Origin of the sequence: Mycoplasma seminis (genome assembly GCF_030718845.1) — a bacterium.
GTDB lineage: Bacteria > Bacillota_I > Bacilli_A > Mycoplasmatales > Metamycoplasmataceae > Mycoplasmopsis > Mycoplasmopsis seminis.
Genome location: NZ_CP132191.1, coordinates 585,883 through 606,768 on the forward strand (window position 1 = coordinate 585,883; position 20,886 = coordinate 606,768).

18 protein-coding genes are annotated in these 20,886 nt (G+C 27.3%); 11 read left to right on the forward strand and 7 right to left on the reverse strand.

Features of this window, described 5'->3' with window-relative positions; translation table 4 throughout:
- Positions 1-127 precede the first annotated feature (127 nt).
- Entirely contained in the window at positions 128-1,453 is a 1,326-nt protein-coding gene (locus Q8852_RS02555; protein WP_305937619.1) for an IS30 family transposase, read from the reverse strand.
- Between the two features lie 209 nt (positions 1,454-1,662).
- Here Q8852_RS02555 and Q8852_RS02560 point away from each other — a divergent pair, with 209 nt between their 5' ends.
- Positions 1,663-2,121, forward strand: a complete 459-nt coding sequence (locus Q8852_RS02560) for a hypothetical protein (RefSeq protein ID WP_305937606.1) — start codon at positions 1,663-1,665, stop codon at positions 2,119-2,121.
- 5 nt (positions 2,122-2,126) lie between these two features.
- Entirely contained in the window at positions 2,127-2,936 is an 810-nt protein-coding gene (locus Q8852_RS02565; protein ID WP_305938405.1) for an IS3 family transposase, read from the forward strand.
- A gap of 10 nt (positions 2,937-2,946) precedes the next feature.
- Here Q8852_RS02565 and gpmI read toward each other — a convergent pair whose 3' ends face one another.
- On the reverse strand, positions 2,947-4,461 hold the full coding sequence (gene gpmI / locus Q8852_RS02570) for a 2,3-bisphosphoglycerate-independent phosphoglycerate mutase (protein WP_305937620.1): 1,515 nt from the start codon (positions 4,459-4,461) through the stop codon (positions 2,947-2,949).
- A gap of 63 nt (positions 4,462-4,524) precedes the next feature.
- Positions 4,525-6,000 carry a DNA (cytosine-5-)-methyltransferase gene (dcm, locus tag Q8852_RS02575; RefSeq protein ID WP_305937621.1) on the reverse strand — a complete coding sequence of 492 codons (1,476 nt, stop codon included), beginning with the start codon at positions 5,998-6,000 and terminating at the stop codon, positions 4,525-4,527.
- Between the two features lie 155 nt (positions 6,001-6,155).
- Between dcm and Q8852_RS02580 the strand changes: the two genes are divergently transcribed.
- The 7 genes from Q8852_RS02580 to Q8852_RS02610 all read left to right on the forward strand — a co-directional run bounded on the left by Q8852_RS02580 (position 6,156) and on the right by Q8852_RS02610 (position 14,293).
- Positions 6,156-6,836, forward strand: coding sequence for an NgoBV family restriction endonuclease (locus Q8852_RS02580; RefSeq protein ID WP_305937622.1), 681 nt, complete (start codon positions 6,156-6,158; stop codon positions 6,834-6,836).
- A 174-nt stretch (positions 6,837-7,010) separates the two neighbouring features.
- On the forward strand, positions 7,011-8,033 hold the full coding sequence (locus Q8852_RS02585) for a hypothetical protein (RefSeq protein ID WP_305937623.1): 1,023 nt from the start codon (positions 7,011-7,013) through the stop codon (positions 8,031-8,033).
- 161 nt (positions 8,034-8,194) lie between these two features.
- A complete protein-coding gene (locus Q8852_RS02590) occupies positions 8,195-12,556 on the forward strand; it encodes a PDDEXK-like endonuclease domain-containing protein (RefSeq protein WP_305937624.1) in 4,362 nt (1,453 codons plus the stop codon).
- Positions 12,557-12,564: 8 nt separating this feature from the next.
- A complete protein-coding gene (gene mutM, locus Q8852_RS02595) occupies positions 12,565-13,395 on the forward strand; it encodes a bifunctional DNA-formamidopyrimidine glycosylase/DNA-(apurinic or apyrimidinic site) lyase (protein WP_305937625.1) in 831 nt (276 codons plus the stop codon).
- Positions 13,385-13,453, forward strand: coding sequence for a zinc finger domain-containing protein (locus tag Q8852_RS02600; RefSeq protein WP_305938406.1), 69 nt, complete (start codon positions 13,385-13,387; stop codon positions 13,451-13,453). The genes mutM and Q8852_RS02600 overlap by 11 nt, the downstream gene beginning before the upstream one ends.
- Entirely contained in the window at positions 13,446-13,982 is a 537-nt protein-coding gene (locus Q8852_RS02605; protein WP_305937626.1) for a cysteine hydrolase family protein, read from the forward strand. Before Q8852_RS02600 ends, Q8852_RS02605 begins: the two co-directional genes overlap by 8 nt.
- Entirely contained in the window at positions 13,970-14,293 is a 324-nt protein-coding gene (locus tag Q8852_RS02610) for a Smr/MutS family protein (RefSeq protein WP_305937627.1), read from the forward strand. The genes Q8852_RS02605 and Q8852_RS02610 overlap by 13 nt, the downstream gene beginning before the upstream one ends.
- A gap of 29 nt (positions 14,294-14,322) precedes the next feature.
- On the opposite strand, the gene Q8852_RS02615 is transcribed toward Q8852_RS02610, so the two are convergent.
- From Q8852_RS02615 to Q8852_RS02630, 4 genes are all read right to left on the reverse strand, one after another.
- Positions 14,323-14,853 carry a hypothetical protein gene (locus Q8852_RS02615; protein ID WP_305937628.1) on the reverse strand — a complete coding sequence of 177 codons (531 nt, stop codon included), beginning with the start codon at positions 14,851-14,853 and terminating at the stop codon, positions 14,323-14,325.
- A complete protein-coding gene (gene thrS, locus Q8852_RS02620) occupies positions 14,846-16,591 on the reverse strand; it encodes a threonine--tRNA ligase (protein ID WP_305937629.1) in 1,746 nt (581 codons plus the stop codon). The genes Q8852_RS02615 and thrS overlap by 8 nt, the downstream gene beginning before the upstream one ends.
- 202 nt (positions 16,592-16,793) lie before the next feature.
- Positions 16,794-18,125, reverse strand: coding sequence for an IS30 family transposase (locus Q8852_RS02625; protein WP_305937630.1), 1,332 nt, complete (start codon positions 18,123-18,125; stop codon positions 16,794-16,796).
- A gap of 96 nt (positions 18,126-18,221) precedes the next feature.
- A complete protein-coding gene (locus tag Q8852_RS02630; RefSeq protein ID WP_305937631.1) occupies positions 18,222-18,482 on the reverse strand; it encodes a hypothetical protein in 261 nt (86 codons plus the stop codon).
- A 1-nt stretch (position 18,483) separates the two neighbouring features.
- Here Q8852_RS02630 and Q8852_RS02635 point away from each other — a divergent pair, with 1 nt between their 5' ends.
- Together Q8852_RS02635 and Q8852_RS02640 are read left to right on the forward strand one after the other, a co-directional pair.
- The gene (locus tag Q8852_RS02635) at positions 18,484-18,714 is read left to right on the forward strand and encodes a hypothetical protein (protein ID WP_305937632.1); all 231 of its coding nucleotides are present in this window, start codon (positions 18,484-18,486) and stop codon (positions 18,712-18,714) included.
- Between the two features lie 212 nt (positions 18,715-18,926).
- Positions 18,927-20,783 carry a hypothetical protein gene (locus Q8852_RS02640; RefSeq protein WP_305937633.1) on the forward strand — a complete coding sequence of 619 codons (1,857 nt, stop codon included), beginning with the start codon at positions 18,927-18,929 and terminating at the stop codon, positions 20,781-20,783.
- The last annotated feature ends 103 nt before the right edge of the window (positions 20,784-20,886 follow it).

A 20,886-nucleotide genomic window follows, 5' to 3' on the forward strand; every position in this document is an offset into this window, starting at 1 on the left:
GGCTTTCTACTTAATGTGTAATTTCATAAAATGTGAAAATTCTTTTTAAATTTTATCAAGTTTTTAAAAAATGGGTATGTTAAAATACACGACAGGGTCGTTTCGGCTTATTTTTTGAGCCAATTTTTTAAATTTTTGTGTAATTTTTAAATAATTCAAATGGTGAAATTCTAACTGGATATTGACTATTTTCAAAGTAATAATTTCGTTTATCTTTATTAATTAAATCAATTAATTCAAATATGAAATTTTCACAAATAAACTGTGGTTCATAACCTTTTGGAATAATCTTTCTAATCTCTTTATGTGCGTTTTCTAAACTTCCTTTTTGTCATGAAGAATAAGGGTCACATACATAAAATTCTTTTATGGATTTTACTTTATGAAGTTCAGAATTTTCTAAACCATTGTCCATTGTTAAAGTTAGAATTTTCAAGCTATATTTGCATATCAGCTTTTCAAGCGCTAATCTGACGGAGACTGCATCTCTTTTAGAATACATCGCAAATAACATTCTAGTTTTTCTTTCTAGCAATGTAACTAAGCAATATTTACTTGTCTTTTTGAACTGAACAGTATCTATTTCATAGTGTCCAAATTCTTCTCTTATATTTATTTTTTCTGAACGCTCGTGAACACTTTTTGCAAATTTTAATTTAGATTTAATTTTTGCTTTTTTAGGTTTCTTTAGTCTGCTTTTTGCGATTCCATACTTTCTTTTTAAAGTAAGTATTTTATATTCAAAATCAACATAATATCTGTCGATATATTCATAAAAGCCCTGTACGGTAGGAATAAAAACATTTTGTAGATTATTTTCTTTTACATAATCCTCAAACTTATCTAATATTTTTTGCAACGAAGTTTTTCTATAATAAACAAGTTGTTCGCTTGTTAGTCTTTTCTTTTCGGCTGTTGTTAAACTTCTATATTCTTTATGTTTGGAAATTAAATCTTGCGTAAATTCGTGTAATGGTTTTCATTTTTCTAATGATGTTATTCTTTTTCCATCCAAGGTATTTTCTCTTGTATAGATTTTTGATTTGGTTCATTCGTTTATTGAAAGGTACGAAAAAGCACCAACATGTCTTTTGCAAATTTTGCAGAATAATGATGTTTGGACTCTATACTCCTCAGATGCTTTTTCAATTTGTTCCCTAATGGTTTTAATATCACAAGACATTTGTCTTGAAATCTCTAAAAGACTTCATTCATCTTTTAATTTATTGAACAAATCTTTCATTTTTTCTATTGTAAATTCTCTAGGTGAATACTGTTTGATATTTTGAATTTTAGTATTTAACATCTTAAGTTTTGATTTATCTAAATACGGTCTTAAGACGTAATGACTATAACGAGTTGTAAATTCAGTTGAGTATTTTGAATTTCTAGATTTAGCTCTAAATTTCAAACAAATTAAATTATTTTGGTAATGTTTTGCGTTTGATAGCATATAATAATAGTGCCTCCTTTAGTATTTTTGAATTTACACACTTATTTTACATTAAGGAGACGAAAAAACATCGGAATCTTACTAATTAGTAGGAAACCGATGTTTTAATTTTGCATTTGTACCTTCATTCAATAACGGGTGCAAATGTATATGAAAAAACAAATGATTATTCAAAATATGTTTGAATTTAAGGAATTTAAACTCAAATTATGTGAATTCATAAAAAGCGTAAACTGAAAAATCCCATGATTTATTATTATGTGAATTACTATTTAAAATCAAAAACAATTGATGATTATTTACATTCTGTTTCGATTAAAGATTATGATGAATGAGTTATTGATGAAGAAATCGATAAGATTATTCATCATGAAAAAACAATTTTTCAATCTTGTGTAGATTTGAATTTATCAACTCATATTAGTATTGCAATGAAAGTTGTTGCTAAAAAGAAAAATTACTATAATTTAATTATGAGTAAAGAAAACAAAAACAAAGAAAAAACAATCGACTTAGAATATGTTAAAAGTTTAGAAAGAAAAATTGAACTTCTAGAAGCTGAAAAAGCATATTTCGCAACTTTAGATAGGATAGTTCAAAGCCGACTGAAGCAACCGTCAAAGAAAAAGCGCAAGCAATCTTTGAAAATAAAGAAAAATTCAAATTAGTTGATTTATTTGCTGCTTCGCAAATAAGAAAATCTCATTATTACTATTGAGAAAAACATTTTTTAACTCCTATTGATAAGGATTTTGAATTAAAAGAAACAATTCAAAAGATATTTGAAGAAAGTAACAAAACTTATGGTTACAGAAGAATCACTATGGAATTACACAACAGAAGTATTAATGTAAATCATAAAAAGGTTCTAAAACTAATGAAATTACTTAATTTAGTCGTTTATAGAAGAAAACATAAGAAATATTCATCTTACAAAGGACAAATAGGACCAATTGCAGATAATTTAATCCAAAGAAATTTCATAAGCAAGAAACCTTTAGAAAAGCTTTTTACAGATATCACAGAATTTAAACTTTTTGATGATTTAAAGGTTTATTTATCTTTAGTAGTAGATGGATTTAATGGTGAAATTTTATCAGCCGCCGTTTCATTGAGTCCTAATTTACAATTAATAAAAGATACTTTTGAACCATTAATTAAAAGCAGAAATTTAAGTGGTTGCATAATTCATTCAGACCAAGGCTGACATTATCAACATAAATATTTTGTTAACTTATTAAAAGCTAACAATATTATCCAAAGTATGTCAAGAAAAGGAAATAGTCCGGATAATGGATTAGTTGAATCCTTATTTGGAACAATAAAATTGGAATTCTTTTACCCAAACAAAAACAATTTCACAAATCTTAATAATTTTGTGGAAAAATTATTTGACTATCTTGACTTTTATAACAATAAAAGAATTAAAATTAGATTGAAAGGAAAAACCCAATTGAGTACAGAAAAGATTTTGAAAATCTAATGGTACAAAATTAGGGGTTCAGTACAATTAATAATGATTTTTCATCCATTTCTTTAGGTTGTTTTACACCAATGTAATCAAGCACTGTAGGCGCTACATTAGCAAGTTTTCCATCCGCAAGTGTAACACTTTTATCTGAACAAACTAACATAACTGGTGAGCTGGTGTGTTTTGTAGCAGGTTTACCATTTGCATCTTCTGTAATTTCAGCATTCCCGTGGTCTGCTGTAATAAATACAGTTACGTCATTAGCTTGTGCTCATTGAATAACACGAGCAATTTGTGAATCTAAGAATTCTACTGCTTGGATTGCAGCTGATAAAACTCCTGTATGTCCAACCATGTCAGGGTTAGCGTAATTCATAATAGTTACATCAAAATCAAGCGCATTAGCAAGTAATTCATCTGTGATTCCTTCAGCAGACATTTGAGGTGCATCAGCATATGATTCAACTTTTAATGAATCAACCATAATACGTTTTGAATTTTTGAATTCAATATCATTTCCACCATCCATGAAGTATGTTACATGGGCATATTTTTGTGTTTCAGCAATTCTAAGTTGTTTTTTACCCGCAAGTTCAAGCACTCTACCTATCGGCATTGTAATTTGCATTTCATCAAAAGCAATAATTGTATTAATTCCTTCATATTTCATCATTGAAACAAATTTATCAATTGCTCTTGGGTGTTGAGGTTTAACTTGGTATAAAGGTGAACCAATAAATAAGTGTGTAAGTTGTCTTGCTCTATCAGGTCTAAAGTTGAAGAAAATAATTGAATCACCATCTTGAACAAAGTTTTCTTTGCTTAAGTTAGCATTAATTGCTGGAACAAAGAATTCATCTGAAATATCTTGTGAATATTGTTCATCAACATAAGCTAATGCAGAAGTAAATTTGTTTTCTGAATTTCCTAAAATTGCTTCATAAGCTTTTTCAACTCTATCAAACATAGAATCACGGTCCATTGCATAAAATCTTCCAGCAACTGAAGCGATGTTATAACCATATTCTTGAGTAATTTTTTCTAATTTTTCAAGTGAAGCTTTAATACTTCTAGGCGCAACATCACGTCCATCACCAAAAACATGCACTGAAACATTTTTAACACCATGTTGATGTGCTGATTCTAATAATTCAAATAAATGATCTTCAAGTGAGTGAACTCCACCAGGAGATAAAAGTCCCATTACATGTAATGTTTTATTATTTTTCTTAACAGCTTCAAAAGCTTCTAAAAAAGCTTTATTATCTTTAAAAGTACCATCATCAAGTGCTTTTTGAATCAATGAAAGCCCTGTGTAAACTACAGTTCCAGCTCCGATGTTTAAGTGTCCAACTTCTGAGTTTCCCATTTGTCCTTTAGGTAATCCAACAAATTCTCCTGAAGCTTGTAAAACTGAGTTTGGATAATTTTTAAGTAAGTTATCAAATGTAGGGGTATTAGCTAAAGCAAAAGCATTCCCTTGCTTTTCTTCTCTAAGTCCTAACCCATCAATAACAATTAATACTGTTTTTTTCATTTTGCTCCTTTAAATTAAATAATTAAAAAAATTATAGTAGTTTATCTAAAAATAGACATTAATTTATTTATTTTTTATTTCTTTATTATGCTGCTTATAATTAGCTGCAAGCTTTTGAGCTATTTGCTTAATCACAGGCACACAAACAGTATTTCCTAACAAATCAAATGCTTCTCGATATTTTAAAAATTCTAATGAATATGTTTCAGGAAATCCAAATAATCTTAGTCCTTCACGGATAGTGAGTTTTCTAATATTATCATTATCGTACACACCTATTTTTTCTATATCTGTAGCAACTAATGTAGGTGTAATACCGCTTGGATCTAGAACTCTAGAAAATTCATAAGATAATTTACCAGTCACAATGTTATAACCCATAGGTTTGCTTTCATCATATACACGCTTATTATCAACTAATGTTTTTGGATGTTCTAAAACTAAATATTTTTTATCAACTAAATCATCTAACATCTCTTGTAAATTATCATCATTGTAAAATGTTTGAATTTGTTTTAATGTCAAAGGCATTCCATCCATTCAAGGAATACCAATTTCTTCGGCTCATTTTTTCTTACGTCTTTCTTTTAAAAGAGTATTTAATAATTCTTTTTGTTTAGCTGTCGTTTTTCCTTTTGCATCTATGTCTCAGGAATGGATGTTATCGCTGCCCCCTCTTTTATCTCTTATGGATTTACCAAATAACTCTTTAGGAGAATAATTTTGCAACAATTTAGTCACAAAATCAGATTTGCTTTCTAATTGTATATTTTCTTGTATATCTTGAAAACTTGCTGTTGAATAAATGAAATTTTGGTGAAGGTCAATTGAACCTTTCTTAACTCCTACTATATAAATTCTTTTACGGCTTTGTGCTAGGCCAAATTTAGCAGAATCAATAACTTCATAATTTGTGATATATCCTAAATCGTTTAATGAATTTATAATAACAGCTAGAGTATTACCTCCATCATGAGTAACTAAACCTTCAACATTTTCCAAAATAAAACCATAAGGTTGTTTATCTTTTAAAATTCTTTCAATATCAAAAAATAAAGTACCACGTGTATCATTAAAACCAAGTCTATTTCCTGCAGAAGAAAAAGGTTGACATGGGAATCCGGCTAGTAAAAAGTCAAAATCAGGTATTTCGCTTGTTGAAATTTTAGTAATATCACCAAATATTTTTTCATCATTAAAATTATGTTTATAAGCTGCAATTGCATGCTTTTTAATTTCTGATGAAAAAACACATTTAGTCTTTAAACCAAGGGTCTTAAATCCTTGTTCAAAACCTATTCTAATTCCACCTAATCCTGCAAATAAATCAATAAATTTTATTTCTGATTTTTGTTCTTGTAAATATTTTTCTATTCCATAGTGTAATATTCAATTACATTTACTTGAGAAAGAATTCCCAATTATGCTTGATTCTATATTTTGATAATCATCTTGTGACAAATAAATAGTAATTCCTTTTTTCTTTTCATTTTCTGGTAATAATTTTCTACCTGAATTTTCTCTTTTTCCGCCTTGCATTTTTACCTCTTTATTTTTCTTAATAATGTAAATATATTATAAATTTATACTTGAAAAAACAATTTATTTTTTCATTTTTTGCAATGCTACCTAAATATAATTTATAGCACTATTACATAAGGATAATGGAATTTGTAAAATGTTATAATTTTAATATGAAAACAAAAATAACTGCAGTCGATTTATTTAATGAACTAAAAAGTATAGATTGAGAAAAAACAAAAGGAAGAATTCATTTTGAATTAGCAAATACAAAAGTAGTCTTAACCACATTAGATACAGTAGGAATCACTCTTCAATATTGATTGAAACAGTATTTAATTGATAAAAATTATTATTTTAGAGAGCCTATTTATTCACAAATATCTCCTGATTTCTATTTATCTGAAGCTAATGATAATGATTTATTAGAAATAAAAGCTTTTCATTTTAGAAAAACACCAGCATTTGATATAGCAAATTTCGAATCATACTGTGACGAAATTAAAACTCATCCTTTTAAACTATATGCTGATTATTTAATTTTCGGATATGAAATGGATGCTTTAGGAAATATATGAATTGAGGATATTTGACTACAAAAAATATGAGAAATCGCAGGTAAATCTCAAAAATATCCTTTAAGAACTCAAATAAAGAGAAATATGATTTACAACATAAGACCTAATTCAGGTTTTAAACTTTACAAAAAACCACAGTTCGAATCAGAAAAAGAATTTATTAATGCAATATTTGAAACATTGAGACTATACAAATCTGATGATTTTGCACACAAATGATTATTAGAATTTAAAAATAATTATTTTTTACACTTCCATAAAGAATTTAATTTTTAATTAAATAGCTCAATAATGCAAACCTTTTAAAAGTTGTTATAAGACTATATAAGTATCCTAAACAACTTTTTTTATTATTTAAGAATTTAATTATTTTTTCGAAAAAATCCCTAAAAATTTCAATGTATAATTTTATTAAATAAATAAAAAATATATTAAGAATGGAGAACGAATATGAAAAAGTTTAAAACTTTACTTTTAACCTTAGGATGCACCAGTGCAGTTGCTTTACCAATTGCAGCTATTTCATGTAGCAACCAAGAAAAACCTCAAAAACAATTAATTGTAAAAAATGATAAGGGACTTTATGTTACTACACAAGATGCAGGAACAGAAAGTGTGGATAAATTAGTATCAATTTTTAATGATTTATCAAACTTTATGCTTTCAGATAAAAAGAAAACAACTATATCTTTTAGCATTGTTGCAGCAATGAATACCTCTACAAACGAAGAAGTATTAAAATCATTACCAGAAGAACAATTAAAAATGCAAACTTCTTTCAAAGAACTTATTGACAAAATAACTCTTGCTGGATCATTTGCGAATAATAAACAATCTCAAAACTTACTTGAAAATATAGTTAAAACAATTACAACATTACCAGCAGATTTACTTAAAATTTCAATAAATGGTAAAAATGTTCTTGCAACAATTAAAGATCTTTTAACAGGATTTAAACTTCCAACAAGTGAAACTAATCCAGTTAATGAAAATAATATTTTTAAAAATGCAAAAATCATTGATGGCGGTGAAACAACTTTTGATTTAAATAATTTTGCTAAATCTATTGAGAAAAGTAAAAAAGATTCAGAAAAACTCATTTCAAGCAACCTTGAATTTAAACAAGCTGAAGCGAACAAAGAAAATGCAGTTTTAACTATTAAGCAAACACTTAAAGTAAAAATAACATTTGACAAGAACTTAACTTTAGAACAATTTTCTAAAAATTTAACTAAAGCAATAAATGAATTTTTAGATTCATTAGCACCATTAATACAACAAATGCCGCCTATGTTACCATGAGGACAAATAAATATTGATCAACTTAAAGCCTTAGTAAGTCATTACATATCATTTAATAACGTTGAATTTAACGATGAATTTTCACCATTAGATGAGGAACAAGTAAATGCTCTTAGAAGCTTATCTTCATTGTTTACAGGTAACGATTTCTATAAATTAGTAATAGAATAAATATCACAAGCTTCTGCTTGCTTTTTGTTTGCCTCATAACTTTGGAAATACCCTATTTTTTACCTTATTTTTTTCTAAATATACCTACAAAAAAATTAAACTTTGATAAACTTTAATTATGTAATAATTAAAGTTATTTTTTACAATAATAAAGAGGTCTTATGTTTGAAAATATATTAAATAAATTACTTGATACATCCACTAAAAATAATTTAGTTAAACTAAAGCAAGAAAAGTTTCTTGAAATCTTTAAAATAATCAAAAGAAACGAAAACCCCTACCGTATAGTAGCAAAAGATGAAAAACTTAAAGAAAATAAAAACTATATAGTTACTGAAATTTGAAGAGAAGATGAAATAGCTAAGCTACTTAATAAGTTTATTAAGATTAATTCATTATCTATTGAAGAAACAGGTATTAATCTTTTAAATATAACATTTGGAAGCATTAAATGAGTTGATAGAGATAAAAATGAATTAAATTCTCCTTTATTTACATTTAACTGTGATTTGTGAAAAGAAAAAGATGAATATTTACTTGATTTTAATTTCAGTAATATTGAACCTAATTTCACATTAATTTTTAAATTTAAAAATGAATATGGGTTTGATTTATTACCTCGCTTAAAACAAGTTTTAGATTCAATTGATAACCTTGATGAATTGGAAAAAGAAATTCAAAACTTAAATAGTATTGTTGAGTTTTTACCTAAAAGCATAAAGCAAGATGTTTCTTTTGAAGTTAATTCATTTTTAGGAGTATTTACTTATTCAAAAATTTCTATCTATAATGATTTAGAACAAAATAAAAAGAAATTATTTAATTCTCCTTTTTATAAACAATTAAATGGAGAAGCAAGTAATTTTGACTTTGAACTAATTTCAGATAAAGATATTGATGAAAAAATTGATTATTTAGATTACTACCATTGTTTAGATTCAGATGGTTCTCAAGAAAAAGCAATCCAAGCAGCAATTCAAGGACATAGTTTTGTGTTACAAGGTCCTCCAGGAACTGGAAAATCACAAACTATTTCAAACATTATTACAGAATTAATGTCTCGTGGTAAAAAGGTTCTTTTTGTTGCTGAAAAAACTGCAGCTGTTGATGTTGTATACAACACATTATCAGCTAAAGGATTTGATAAATTTATTCTTAGATTACATAGCGATGATAACAATACTCAATTTGCTAAAAAATTATTAAGTGATTATGAGCAAACTAAAGCTTATAATAAAATTAATCAAGAATTTAAAACTGAAATGTCTAAAAACATTTCTGATTATGTAAATTTAATTAATGATTATGAAAATATTCTAGTAGATAGTGAAACAAATAAAATACCTCTTTTTACCTTATTTAATAATTATTTAGAAATCAAACAACATTTACCTATTTCTGAATCATTTAGTTTTCCAAGAAGTTATGATGAAAATGAAGTTAGAGATATTTGCGATATTTTGAAAAACTACCAAAGCTTACTTGGGAACTTTAAAAATATTTCTAATTCAAAATGATTTTTAGCTAACCATAGTTATGAAATTGATTTTAATAACTTAATGAACAATTTAAATACCTTAAAAAATAACTTAAATCAAATTAATTATTTATTAGGTAACTCTGACTTTATTTTTATCAAAAATAATGATTTATTTAAAGAAATTGAAAAGATTAAAAATATTGCTTTCATTTTAACGAAAACAACTTGAAATAAGAAGAATAACTTCAGTTTTAATGATGAAATTAAATATCTTAAAGATACTGCTAAACAATACAATAAAATCTCAAAATCACTAAATGCAAGCAATATTACTCCATCAATTAATGAGAGAAATATTGAGTTTTTAAAACAATGATTAAAAGCAAACTCAAATGGATTTTATAGAGCTTTTTCTAAAAAATATAAAGAACAAAAAGCAATTTTAAAGGAAACTAATTTTAATACTAATGCACCTCTTTTAAACTATAAACAAGCTAAAAAATTCTATAAAAGAAGTTTAAAAGCAACTAAAACATTTAAAAATATTGCAAACATTATTCCTAACTTAAGTTTTGAATTCAATATCGAAGATATTCCTTTAGTAAATAACTTAATTGTAAACTTTGAATCACTTAAAAATCAATTTAATGATTCTGAATTTATCTTTGCAGTTAACTATACCAAAGAAGTAGCTCCTGTAGCTCGTAGTTCATTTGATAATTTCCAAGACTTAGTTGATAGTATCCAAGTTTCTTATCAAGAATTATTTAAAAACTTTAAAGTTGAATTAGAAGCAACAAATTACTTTACTATTATTGATTTTATTAATCAATTAATTAAAGAACAAAACTCTGGATATGTTATTTTAAACAAAAATAATTGTGAATTAAAACTTAACTCATATGGACTTGAAAGTTTCCTTCATTTCTTACAATCAGGTAAATATGAAGAATTATTTGTAAATACATTTAAATGAGCTTATGCAAATAGTAATATTAAAAATATTTTAATCCAAAATAATCTTGCTGGTGATTTTGTTAAATTAAAAGATTTACACGAAAGATACAAAAAAGATCTTGCAGTCTTGAATAAAAATGCCTACAACAATGCTTTACAAGCTTGTTGTGAAAAAACACCTAACTTTTTAGGTACTGAAAAAAGTTATTTACTATTAAAAGCTGAAGCGGCTAAATCAAGAAAATTTAAATCAGTTAAAAACATTATGCTCGAAGCATCAGATGCAGTTTTACAAATGAAACGCTGTCTAATGATGTCTCCACTTTCTGTTTCAACCTATCTTAAAGACTCAGATGTTAAATTTGATGTATTAATTATTGATGAGGCTAGTCAAATTAAAACCGAAAATGCACTTAGTTCAATTTTTAGAGCTGATCAATACATTATTTGTGGTGATGTTGAACAATTACCACCGACAAACTTCTTTGAGGAAAAAGTTGATTTAGACGATGCGCTTGAAGATGATAACATCTATGATTTAGATGCATATGAATCAATTCTTTCGGCTGCTGCTTCATTTTTAAAATCAATTTCATTAAAATGACATTATCGTTCAAAATATGAATCTTTAATTTATTGTTCAAATAATAGCGTTTATAATAATTCACTAGTTTCATTCCCTAATGTAAGCGATAAAGATCCATTTAATGGTCTTAAATTCATTTATACTAAAGGTATTTATGAAGATAAACAAAATGTTGCTGATGCTGATGCAACAATTAAAAAATTAACTCAAATTATTGATAAATTTGGCGATAGAAAAAGTATCGGAGTTATTACTTTAAATATCACTATGGCTAATTATTTAGAAAAACAACTAAACAATTACTTAAAAGATAATGATAAATACAAAGCTTATTTCAGTCCTAAATCAGCAACTAAATTCTTTATTAAAAACATTGAAAATGTGCAAGGTGATGAAAGAGACATAATTCTACTTGTTATTGGTTTTGGACCTAACGCACAAGGTAAAGTTTCACATAACTTTGGAGCAATAAACCAAGCAGGTGGTTATAAACGTCTTAATGTTGCAGTTTCTCGTGCTAAAGAAGCAATGTTTATTATTTCATCATTAAAATTCACAGATATTGATACACATAGAGTTCCTGCACGTGGAGTAGTATTTTTAAAAGATATTTTAAGAAATGCTGAATTAGGAATTACATCTGGAAACAAAAAAACTTCAGCTTCAGAAGCGTTTAAAAAAGAAGTTCAAGATGCATTAACCTCATTAGGATATCAAGTACATAGCAACGTTGGAGCAAGTGATTTTAAACTTGATTTAGCAATTTGAGATCCTAGTCAAAATAAATATGTACTAGGTTTAGAGTGCGACGGAACAACTTTCGCAACTTCTAAAGTTGCTAAAGATCGTGATTTCCTTCGTAGCAATGTACTTGAAGCAAGAGGATGATTAATTTATAGAATTTGATCAACTGATTGATTCAAAAATAAAGATTTAGAACTTGAACAATTAAATAATTTCATTAAAAAACATATTAATTCTTTAGGCCAAGTTAAGCCAAGACAAGAAATGGTTTCAGATGAAAACATCATTGAGCAAGCTGTAAAAACAGACTTTAGAGATTTATTTGAACCATTAATTAATATTAAAGAACTTAAAAGACTAAAACTAGTTGGTGAAAAAGCTGACTACATTAAAAACAATGTTGATTTTATTTCTTTAAAAGATTTAAACAATATTGTTGCAAAAATTTATACTAATACCAAAAATATTTCACGTATTTTGGATGGAAGTACATTTAAAGTTGTCTATGGATATGCTTACAAAATGAACTCAAATGCTAAAATTACCTTTAAATTGCCTTTTGACAATGATAAAAGAGATATTAGTAACTTACATGACGAAGAATGAAGAGACTTCTTACAAAAAGCTAAAGAATTTAATACTGAAATTAATTATGATGAATTAGCTAAAATCGCTTTAGAATTACTTGGATATAAACGTATTAGTGCTATTAGTGTAAAAAATGTCGCTAATATTTTAAAAGATATAGATAAATAGGAGGTAATATGCCTGAATATCCTGAAGTTACAGTAGTAACTAATAGTTTAAATTACTATAGTCAAGGTAAAACAATTGTAGATGTAAAAGTTATTAAAGAAAAATTAATTAAAAATGTATCTGTAAATGATTTTATTAATCAACTTAAAGGTAGAAAAATCTTAAGTGTTAAAAATTATGGGAAATTTATAGTATTTGAATTTGATAATAAATTAAGAATGATTTCACACTTAAGAATGTCAGGAAGATATTATTTCACTTCTTGATTTAATTACATTTCCGAACCAATTTGACGTTATAACAATTGTGTCGAATTTATTGTCGATACTGATAAAAAAGAATTTGTTTCATCAACTGCTGATATTTTAATTTACCGTGATCCAAGAATGTTTGGTTCATTTGAATTAATTTCACCGCAAGATGATAGAAGTATTTATCAAATTAAAAATTTAGGTCAACTTCCACTGGATACTAATGTAGATGAACTTTATGAAAAGTTACAAAGAAAAAATATTTCAATTAAATCAGTTTTATTAGATCAATCTTTAGTACTTGGAATTGGTAACATTTATGCTGATGAAGCTTTGCACAAGGTAAAAATGTATCCAATGCTTAAATGTAATAAAGTATCAAAAGATCGCTTAAAACAACTACTTATTGCTGCTGGAGAAATTATGGAAGATTCCATAAAACATGGAGGTTCTTCAGTTCATACCTACGTTTCAGTTAACTCAAAATATGGAACGTTTCAGGAAAAACTGAAAATATATGGAAAAGAAGGGAAAATTTGCTCTTTATGTAACATTACTCCAATAAAAAAAAGTAAAATTAGATTATAAGCAAAACGGAAGAGGAACAAGCTTCTGTCCTTTATGTCAAGCGGAGGAAAATGAATAAGAGACTTTTAATTGTAGTTGATATGCTAAATGGATTTGCTTATGAAGGTGCTCTTGCTTCAAATAACATAAAAGATATTATCCCCACTATACAAGATATAGTACAAAACTTTGATAATAATCTTTTTGTTTGTGACCATCATTATGAAGATGATTTAGAAATGCAAGTGTATCCACAACATTGTTTAGCTAACAGCACTCAGGCACAAATAGTTCCGCAACTGCAACCGTATGTTAAAGAAATTTTATATAAAAATACTACGAATGCCTTTTGAGATATCCCGGTTAACCTGTGAGATAAATATGATGAATTTTATATTGTTGGTTGCTGCAGTGATATATGTGTACTACAATTAACTTTAAGTTTAAAAACTTATTTAAATAAATTACACGCTGATAAAAAGATTTTTGTTTATAAAGATGCAATAGCAACTTATGATGCTCCGCAGCATGATGCAAAAGAGTTTAATAAGTTTGCGATTGAATTGTTAAAAAATGCAGGAGTTATAGTTAAAAGATGAGAAATGTAGATTTGCATGGTTTAACAAGTGAAGAAGCAATGATCGAAGTCGTAAGACATTTATATGATCTTAAAAGAAGTAAAGTTGATTCAGTGCTTTTTATCACAGGAAATGGAACAGGAACACTAAAAGCTGCTCTTGAAACATTTTTAGAAAAAAACTCAATTAGATACGAAATACAAAATAATGGTGGAGCATATTATGTAAATGCTGCTTGAGCTTTTAGTGATAACTTAAACACTAAACACGATAAAGAACTTGAAGAAGATCTTATTGATGAAGATGACTTAGAAGATATCTTCACTGGTTACAAATTCTAGAAAAAAACTTCCGCTATGGAAGTTTTTATTTATTTCTTAGTTTGTGGATTAGAAGTATTTGCAACTTCAGCTTTAATTTCACTAGTTTCATTTTCTTCTAAAAATGATTTAGGTTTGCTGAATCTAGTTTTTAATTTATCAAGCAGTGGTTTAGATAAAGTAAAGGTTGCTACTAAATAAACAATTGCACATAAGATAAAGACTAATACTACATCAAATGGGAACGAGATTCAATCTATCACCATTTTGCTATCAACTGTTTTTGATGAAGGTATTCAAAACAATGTAAGCACAATACCAGCTAAAAAGAAATAATTAGCTACCCGATAAATTGATATCTTTTCATTTCATGCTAGTGTAAATGCAAAAATTATAATAGTAAAAGCATAAACAATAGAAAGTAGTACTCTAGCTACAAGTGGTAATTTATATCCTGAATCTTTAACAATAATACTTCAAGGAATAATTACACCACTAACTAAGATTAATAATGCACTAAAAAGACCTAAATAAATGTAAAAAGCAATAGCTCAGGCACTGGTTTTTTTAGTTTTACTCACGTGAGTCTCTCAATCTAATCATTTTTAAAATGAATTCTGATAATGGTAATGTAACTGTTTCATCTTTTCCATATTCTCTGTATGAAACACTTTCATTTTCACGTTCTTTTTCACCAAGAATAAGTTGGAATTTAGATTTAGACATTTGAGCTTCACGAACTTTTTTACCAAGTCTTTCTTCTCTATCATCAAGTTTTGATCTGAAATCAGCATTAAATAAGATGTTGTTTACTTCTGAAGCATATTTAACATCTTCAGCTGAATTTGTTGCAGGAATTACTGTGAATTGTTTTGGAGCAAGTCAAAATGGTAATACTCCTTTAGTTTGTTCAAGTAAAATAGCAACAAATCTTTCATATGTTCCAATTAAACCTCTGTGAATCATAACAGGACGTTCATCTTCATTATTTTGGTTAGTATATGTAAGTTGGAAACGTTCAGGAAGTAAGAAATCAAGTTGTAAGGTTGAAACTGTAATTTCGTGTCCTAAAGCAGTAAAGATTTGAATATCCATTTTAGGTCCGTAAAATGCAGCTTCACCGATTTTTTCTTCATATTGTACACCTAATTCATTAAGCACTTCACGAAGTTGGTTTTCAGCTTCATTTCACATATGATCGTCTTCATAGTATTTTTCTTTGTTTTCAGGATCTCTAAGTGAAAGAGAAACATATGAAATTTTAATTTTGAAAATTTCAAGTGTTTCTTTAATTAATTGGTACATTGATTTAAATTCTTCGGCAATTTGGTCTTTACGAACAAATAAATGTCCTTCAGTTAAAAGCATTCCTCTAACACGTTCTAGACCAGTTAAAGCACCTGATTTTTCATATCTATAAAGTTGTGATTGTTCTGAATATCTAATAGGTAAATCACGGTATGAACGTTTTTCTGTGTTGTAACATAAAATGTGGTGAGGACATGTCATTGGACGTGGAATTAATCTTTCATTTTCAACCACAATTGGTCTAAACATATCATCTTTATAGTGATCTAAGTGACCTGAGATTTTGTAAAGTTCTTCTTCACCAAAGTGTGGAGTTAAAACTTCAGTAAATCCGTATTTTCTGTCCATTTTAAGCACTAAGTTTCTGATTTCATTGTGGATGTACATTCCGTCTTCAAGTCAAAATGGTAAACCTTGTCCTCCGAGTTTATTAAAGGTAAATAATTTTAATTCTTTACCAATTTTTCTATGGTCTCTTTCTTTTCTATCTTTTAAAATAGCAAGGTAAGAATCTAATTCTTCTGCAGTATCTCAAGATGTTCCATAAATTCTAGTCAATTGGATGTTATCACTGTTTCCTCTCCAGTATGCACCAGCAAGTGAAAGTAATTTAAAGTGTTTAATTTTCTTAGTATCTTCCACATGACCACCAGCACATAAGTCAACGAAAACAGTTTCATTATTAAGTGGATCTACAAGAGCATAAAAGGTAACTTCTTTTCCAGCGGCTACTAATTCATCATATAACTCTTGTTTGTATGGTTTATTAGTGAAATCATATTCATTAATTGAAACTTGCTTCATAACTAAATTACGTGAAGCGAATTTTTTCATTTGTCTTTCGATTTTTGATAATTCTGTATCACTTAAAGGTGTAGGAAATTCAAAATCATAATAAAATCCTTCATCTGTAGCTGGACCAAAACCAAGTTTAACTCCAGGATAAAGTGTTTCAACTGCTGCACCAAGTAGGTGAGAAGTTGTATGGTTTAATAATTTATTAGCTTTCATATTTTTTCTCCTTAAAATTAACAAAATTATATTACATTTTATGCTTATGTTATTTAGCTAAAATAAATAATATTAATTAAAAAGTTGAACGTCCACCAAAGGGAAAAATTGAGTAGTTCCTCAATATTGCTGTAGAAATTTTACTAAATTTGCAAAAAGAGTATGCAAAAACACAGCCGGGGCTGGAAATGCGATATTTTTCTTAAATAAAACTATTGAAGAACTCTGAAGTTTTTAGTCTTATTTTTCTACCTGTTTTATCATCAATATACTCTCTATATTGGTCGTTTATTGCGATAAACATTTGAAAAATATATTCATCATTAACATATCTAGGAAACTTGCCTTTTGGTAAAAAGTTTCTGATTTTTTTATGAGCATTTTCTATGCTTCCTTTTTGTCATGAAGAATATGTATCGCACTTATAAATAACTGGTATTTGTTTAATTTCATTTAACTTTACATTTTCAGAACCATTATCAATGGTTAAAGATAATATTGTTAAATTATGATGGTTAATTAGTGTAATAAGCGCTTCTTTAACTGATTCAGCATCTCGCCGTGTTAAAATCCCAAATAGCATTCTTGTTTTTCTTTCGAGCAATGTTAAAATACATCATTTAGCTCTTAAATTAAGTATTACAGTGTCCATTTCATAATGACCAAACTCTTCTCTGTTTCTTATAGATAGCGGAGCTAAATGTATAGAAATTCCAAAATTAATCTTTGTTGATTGAGTTCCTTTTGGCTTTTTCTTTTTATTTTGCTGTTTATCTCAATGAGCTTTAGATATTCCTCTTTTTGATTTAATAATAAAGATTGAAAAATCTATTTCATGTACATAATCACAATCCATAAAGTCATAAAAAGCCTGTGGTGTAGGGACAAAAGCATTTTTATCTTCCAATTGCTCTTTATAATAATCAAGAAATGTAGCAACAGATATAAGTGGTTCAAATTTCTTTTCATCAATAGAAATTTGTTGTCCTTTAGATAAAAGTTTTTTAACTCGTTTGTGTTGTTTACTTCAGTATTTTGAAAAGCGAACAATATCTTTTCATTTTAATAAGGTATTTTGCCTTAATTGTTCAACTGGATTTTTAATATTTTCTATTTTATATTTATATCACTCATGATGTGAAACTTTAAAAATAGTTGTTAATCTCTTTCCACAATTACTACAGAATTTATATGAGTCTTCTGCTTTAAGATCTAATGTGGCTAGTTTTAAATTTTGCTTCAAAATTTTATTTGATATATTCATTAATTTCGCAATTTCAGTAAGTGAATTTGCTGTTTCAAAATGTTTAAACATTATTGCGAGTTTTTCAATGTTAAAATTTGTGATTTTCTGTTCTCTGATGCTATTTATTTCTTTATGCATCTTGTTTATATTTTCATTATTTAATGAATCCATAATCACAAAATGATGGTATGCTTCTCTTTGTGTTTTTAATGCAACAGTCTTGTAAACTTGCTCCTCAATTTTTATACAAAAAATACTTTTTTTATTATATTTATTCTCGATTAACATATAATAAGTGTGGTTCCTTTCTTTTTGAAGCAATATTATTATAACAAGGAACTACAAAAAGCTGTTAACCCACTGTTTAGGTGGATTAGCAGCTTTTTAATTTATAGCTACAACAATAAAAACATGAATCGAAGCTATTGACACAGCTGAAGGTGCAGAATTAGCTCAAAAAATCGAAGCAGCTATTAAAGCTCAAAAAGATTTAAATGAAGAAATTGCTGTTAAATCATTATTCTTAGAATTTAACGCATACTTAAAATTATTTGCAAACAACTTTGAAAAAGATGCTGCTAAAGCATTCAATACAGAAATCGAAAAAGCTACAACATTAGCAGATACATTAGCTGTTGCACACAAAATGTTTGCTCAAGTTAAATCACACTTACAAGATAAAATTGAAAACAATGAAGAAATTCAAAAATTTGCTAAATCATATTTAGTATTTGTTGAAGCAGCTATTGCAGCAGATGAAGTAAAAGTTGAAGCTAAAGATAAAGCAGAAAAATTATTAGCTGAATTAAAAGCTAAAAATATTGCTGAGTGAACTAAAGCTCAAGTATTAGAATTAGCATCAATTTTATTCATGTAATACAATAACACTTTAAGCCTTCACAGGCTTTTTTTCTATTCCAAAAAATAGTTTTATAAATAATTTTTACAAAAAAGAAAAATTAAAATAATAAAAAATTCTATTTAACCCTTATTTATAGTTGTATAAGTCTTGCGCTCCGTCAAAAAAAAAAAAAAAAAAAGAATAAAATTTTTTTGAGCCCATATTTTAATCAAGGAGAAAACAAATATATGAACAAAAAAATAGGACTTTTATTATCTCTATTTGGTACAGTTTCTGCTGTAAGTTTACCTCTTGCAGCTGTATCATGTAAACAAGATTCTACAAAAGATTCTGAAAATGAAAAATTAAAGAAACAATTAAATGACAAAATTCAAGAACTTGTTCAAATAACAGCTGAAAGAGATTCTTTAAGAGAAAAATCTACTAATTTAGAAACATTACAAGCTAATTTAAATGCTAAAGTTAAAGAAATTGAAGAATTAAACAAAACAATTGAACAACATAAATCTGAAAAAACACAAAAAGATGCTGAAATTGCTGAACTTACAAAAGCAAAATCAGATAGCGAAGCAGCTAAAAACCTAGTTGAAGAACAACTTAAAGCAGCTAATGAAGCAAAAACTCAATTAGAAGCTAAAGTAGCAAAACTTGAAGCAAAAGCCCAAGAAGATAAAAGCGCAAATGATAAAGCTACAGAAGAATTAAATAAACAAATTGCACAACTTAATGCTGAAAAAACACAAAAAGATACTGAAATTGCTGAACTTACAAAAGCAAAAGCAGATAGCGAAGAAGCTAAAAACCAAGCTGAAGAACAACTTAAAGCAGCTAATGATGCAAAAGCTAAATTAGAAGATCAAGTAGCACGACTTGAAGCAAAAGCTCAAGAAGATAAAAGTGCAAATGATAAAGCTACAGAAGAATTAAATAAACAAATTGCTGAACTTACAAAAGCAAAATCAGATAGCGAAGAAGCTAAAAACCAAGCTGAAGAACAACTTAAAGCAGCTAATGATGCAAAAGCTAAATTAGAAGAACAATTAGCACAACTTAAAGCAAAAGCTCAAGAAGATAAAAGTGCAAATGATAAAGCTACAGAAGAATTAAATAAACAAATTGCTGAACTTACAAAAGCAAAATCAGATAGCGAAGAAGCTAAAAACCAAGCTGAAGAACAACTTAAAGCAGCTAATGATGCAAAAGCTAAATTAGAAGAACAATTAGCACAACTTAAAGCAAAAGCTCAAGAAGATAAAAGTGCAAATGATAAAGCTACAGAAGAATTAAATAAACAAATTGCTGAACTTACAAAAGCAAAATCAGATAGCGAAGAAGCTAAAAACCAAGCTGAAGAACAACTTAAAGCAGCTAATGATGCAAAAGCTAAATTAGAAGATCAAGTAGCACGACTTGAAGCAAAAGCTCAAGAAGATAAAAGTGCATTAGACCAATTACAAGCTAAATACAACAAACTTCAAGAAAAATTAAATGCAAGCATTCAACATGCTTCTGATTTAGAAACTAAAATCGCAAATCTTAAATTAGATATGAAAAAACTCGAAGATCAATTAAATCACCCAGAAGTTATTGAAAGAGAAAATGCTGTTTTACATGCTAAATCAATTAAATCATGAGTTGAATTAATTGATTCATCATCTGAATCAGGATTACAAGCTAAAATCGCTGATGTAATTGCAAAACAATCTGATTTAGATAGAACAGCAGCATTTGATTCAATCTTTATTGAATTCCACAATTATCAAGAAATTTTTGGTGACATTGATGGATTTGCAGAATTTAAAACAAAATTATCTACAGCTAAAAAATTAGAAAGAATTTTAGTAATTTCTTACAATACTTATAAATTAGTTGAAAAACATTTTGATGAGACATTTTCTGATTCTGATAAGTTAATGAAAAAACTTGATTTATGAATTCAAGTTGTTGAAGAATCATTAAAAACATCTACAAATACAGAATTAAACCAAAAAGTATCTAAATTCATTGAACAATTAAAAGCAGATAAAACTAAAGTTACAAAAGGACAATTCCTTCAATTAATTAATTATTCATTTGAATTCTAATAATTCTTAAGCCCTCACGGGCTTTTTTGTTACAACATTTTAAAATAATGCCTCTTAAATAATTAGTAATGAAAAACCAAATAAAAATATTTTATCTTTCCTT